This window comes from Acidovorax sp. HMWF018, assembly GCF_003061035.1.
Taxonomy (GTDB): domain Bacteria; phylum Pseudomonadota; class Gammaproteobacteria; order Burkholderiales; family Burkholderiaceae_C; genus Acidovorax; species Acidovorax delafieldii.
Map to the genome: position 1 here is coordinate 1 of NZ_QAIM01000001.1, position 3,525 is coordinate 3,525.

Consider the following 3,525-nt stretch of genomic DNA (forward strand, 5'->3'; position numbering starts at 1 on the left):
GTGCCCGCCACGGCCGGGTCTGCGCGCCCCTCGGCCGCTGCCACACCGCTGGCCTACCGCCAGGATGCCGCCACGCACCTGTATGGCCTGAACCGCGAACGCATCTTCAAAGGCAAACTGCCGCCGCAGCTGTATGCCATTGGCGTGCTGCAGCTCGACATCGACCGCGCGGGCAAGATCACCCGCCTGCACTGGATGCGCGCCCCGCGCCATGCCCCCGAGGTGGTCACCGAGATCGAGCGCACAGTGCGCGCTGCAGCCCCGTTCCCTGTCCCGGCCCGCATGGGCAAGGTCACCTACACCGAGACCTGGCTGTGGGACAAGAGCGGGCACTTTCAGCTTGATACGCTGACCGAAGGGCAGCTTTAGAAGCTGGCGTTTTACCCGCGCGCTAGTAGTGCGGATACACACCGACCCTGGCAACTGTCGCTGCTTAGACCAGGGCCGCCGCGCAAGGGCCGCCCCGCCGCGCTGGCGGCGTCCCCCTGAGGGGGAAGGCGCGAAGCGACTCAGGGGGCTTCACACTACGAGCCTCTGTAGGTCGAATAGCTCCAGGGGCTGACCAGCAGCGGCACGTGGTAGTGCTGGTCGGCATGCGCAATGCCGAAGTCCAGGCTCACCTGGTTCAGAAAATTCGGCTCGGGCAGCTGCACACCCCGGGCCTTGAAGTAACCCGCCACATCAAAGCGCAACCTGTAGGTACCAGTGCGCAGGCTGGCGTTGTCGAACAGCGGTGCGTCGGTGCGGCCGTCGTGGTTCAGCACCAGGCGCTTGATGAGGGTGGCGTTGTCGCCGTCGGTGGAATACAGGGCCACTTCCATGCCGGCCGCAGGGCAGCCGTTCATGGTGTCCAGAACGTGGGTGCTCAATCCCATGGGGGAATCTCCTGAAGTAAGAGTCTGTCCAATCGGCGACGATTGCCAGATCGCAGTGTGTAGACCAAAAGTGTATACACTTTTCACCATCCACCGTATCATGCAGCCATGGAATCTTCCTCCACCAGCGCCATTGTCGAAGCGCTGACCCGCGCCATCGTAGAGCACCGCCTGCAACCCGGCACCAAGCTGGCCGAGCAAAAGCTGGCCGACCACTTTGGCGTGTCGCGCACGCTGGTGCGCCAGGCGCTGTTCCAGCTGGCACAGAACCGGCTGGTCACGCTGGAGCCCGCACGGGGCGCATTTGTGGCCACGCCCTCGGTCGAGGAGGCGCGCCAGGTGTTTGCCGTGCGCCGCATGCTGGAAACCGAAATGACCCGCGCCTTTGTGCGCAGCGTGACACCCGCCAAGCTCAAGGCCCTGCGCGCCCACGTGGCCAGCGAGAAGACCGCCATGGGCACACACGACGCCAGCACCCGCACCGAGTTGCTGGGCGACTTTCATGTGCGCATGGCCGAACTGATGGGCAACGAGGTGCTGGCGCAGATGCTGGGCGACCTGATCTCGCGCTGTGCACTCATCACGCTGATGTACCAGTCAGCCAGCGCCGCCGAACACTCGCACGAGGAGCACGCCGACATCGTGGCGGCCCTGGCCGCGCGCGACGAAGAACGTGCCGTCGCCTTGATGCAAAGCCACCTCGAACATGTCGAAGCCAGCCTGACCTTTGACCGCAAGCGCCCTGCCAGCGATCTGGCCGCCGCCCTGGCCTCTTGAAAACCACCCCACCATGATCTACGACACCACCCAGGCCTACCCCCGCGACCTTATTGGCTACGGCAAGACCCCGCCCCATGCGCAGTGGCCCGGTGGCGCGCGCATTGCCGTGCAATTCGTCCTGAACTACGAAGAGGGCGGCGAAAACGCGGTGCTGCATGGCGATGCGGGCAGCGAGCAGTTCCTGTCCGAAATGTTCAACCCGGCCAGCTACCCCGAGCGGCACATGAGCATGGAGGGCATTTATGAATACGGATCGCGCGCTGGCGTGTGGCGCATCCTGCGCGAGTTTGAAAAGCGCCAGCTGCCCCTCACGGTGTTCGGCGTGTCCACGGCCCTGCAGCGCCACCCCGACCTCACGGCGGCTTTTGTGGAGCTGGGCCACGAGATTGCGTGCCATGGGCTCAAGTGGATCCATTACCAGCACATCCCCGAAGAGGTGGAGCGCGCCCACATGCAAGAGGCGATGGAAATCATCCAACGAATGACGGGCGAAAGGGCGTTGGGCTGGTACACCGGCCGCGACAGCCCCAACACCCACCGCCTGGTAGCCGACTACGGCGGCTTTGAATACGACAGCGACTACTACGGCGACGACCTTCCCTTCTGGATGAAGGTGCAAAAGACCGACGGCAGCGTGGTGCCCCAGCTCATCGTGCCCTACACGCTCGATTGCAACGACATGCGCTTTGCGCTGCCCCAGGGCTATTCGCACGCCGACCCGTTCTTCCAGTACATGAAGGACACCTTCGATGCGCTGTATGCCGAGGGCGACCCGGCCGGCGACAACGCACCCAAGATGATGAGCATTGGCATGCACTGCCGCCTGCTGGGCCGCCCGGGCCGCATCACGGCGCTGCAGCGTTTTCTGGACCACATCGCACAGTACGACAAGGTGTGGGTGGCCCGCCGCATCGACATCGCGCGCCACTGGAAGGCCGTGCACCCCTACCCCACCACAAAGGCCTGATGACCATGGCATGGACCCTTGACCAACTGAATGCCGCCACGCCCGCGCAGGCCCTGGAGGCGCTGGACGGCGTGTACGAGCATTCCCCCTGGATTGCCGAGCAGGCGCTCACGCAACGGCCATTCCGCTCGCTGGCACACCTCAAGCACGCCCTGGCCCACGCAGTACGCACCGCCAGCACCGAGGCGCAGCTGGGCCTGATCCGCGCCCACCCCGAGCTCGCGGGCAAGGCCATGGTGGCGAAAAGCCTTACGGCTGAATCGACCAATGAGCAATCCAAGGCGGGCCTGACGCAGTGCACGCCCGAAGAATTTGCGCGCATCCAGCAGCTCAATGCCGACTACAACGCACGCTTTGGTTTCCCCTTCATTCTGGCCGTGCGCGGACCGCGTGGCGCGGGGTTGAACAAGCAGCAGATCATCGACACCTTTGCGCGGCGGCTCGACAACCACCCGGAGTTCGAGGTGGCAGAGGCCTTGCGCAACATCCACCGCATCGCCGAGATCCGGCTGAACGACAAGTTCGCCGCCGAACCTGTGCTGGGCAATGACGTGTGGGACTGGCATGAAAAGCTGGCCGAACACTCCGACCCCGGCTTTGCCGAAAAGGGCCAGCTCACCGTCACCTACCTCACCGACGCCCACCGCGCCTGCGCCCAGCGCATCAGCCACTGGATGCGCGACTGTGGCTTTGACGAGGTCGAGGTGGACGCCGTGGGCAACGTGGTGGGGCGGTATCGCGCCGCCACACCCGGTGCAAAGTACCTCATGACCGGCTCGCACTACGACACCGTGCGCAATGGCGGCAAGTACGACGGGCGCCTGGGCATCTTTGTGCCCATGGCCTGCGTGCGCGAACTGCACCGCGCGGGCCGGCGCCTGCCGTTTGGCATCGAGGTGATTG

5 protein-coding genes are annotated in these 3,525 nt (G+C 65.0%); 4 read left to right on the top strand and 1 reads right to left on the bottom strand.

Annotated elements, in window-relative coordinates; genetic code table 11:
- Nucleotides 1-369 (top strand): hypothetical protein (locus DBR23_RS00005; RefSeq protein ID WP_233250187.1); only part of this gene is annotated, 369 nt, incomplete at its 5' end.
- 155 nt (nt 370-524) lie between these two features.
- Here the strand turns inward: DBR23_RS00005 and uraH are convergent.
- Nucleotides 525-875, bottom strand: coding sequence for a hydroxyisourate hydrolase (uraH, locus tag DBR23_RS00010; RefSeq protein WP_015012870.1), 351 nt, complete (start codon nt 873-875; stop codon nt 525-527).
- Nucleotides 876-983: 108 nt separating this feature from the next.
- Between uraH and DBR23_RS00015 the strand changes: the two genes are divergently transcribed.
- The 3 genes from DBR23_RS00015 to uraD all read left to right on the top strand — a co-directional run.
- Complete coding sequence (locus tag DBR23_RS00015) at nt 984-1,652, top strand: GntR family transcriptional regulator (RefSeq protein ID WP_108496883.1); 669 nt, start codon at nt 984-986, stop codon at nt 1,650-1,652.
- A 13-nt stretch (nt 1,653-1,665) separates the two neighbouring features.
- Complete coding sequence (gene puuE / locus DBR23_RS00020) at nt 1,666-2,622, top strand: allantoinase PuuE (protein WP_108496884.1); 957 nt, start codon at nt 1,666-1,668, stop codon at nt 2,620-2,622.
- A gap of 5 nt (nt 2,623-2,627) precedes the next feature.
- On the top strand, nt 2,628-3,525 hold an 898-nt coding region (gene uraD, locus DBR23_RS00025; protein ID WP_108496885.1), incomplete at its 3' end, for a 2-oxo-4-hydroxy-4-carboxy-5-ureidoimidazoline decarboxylase.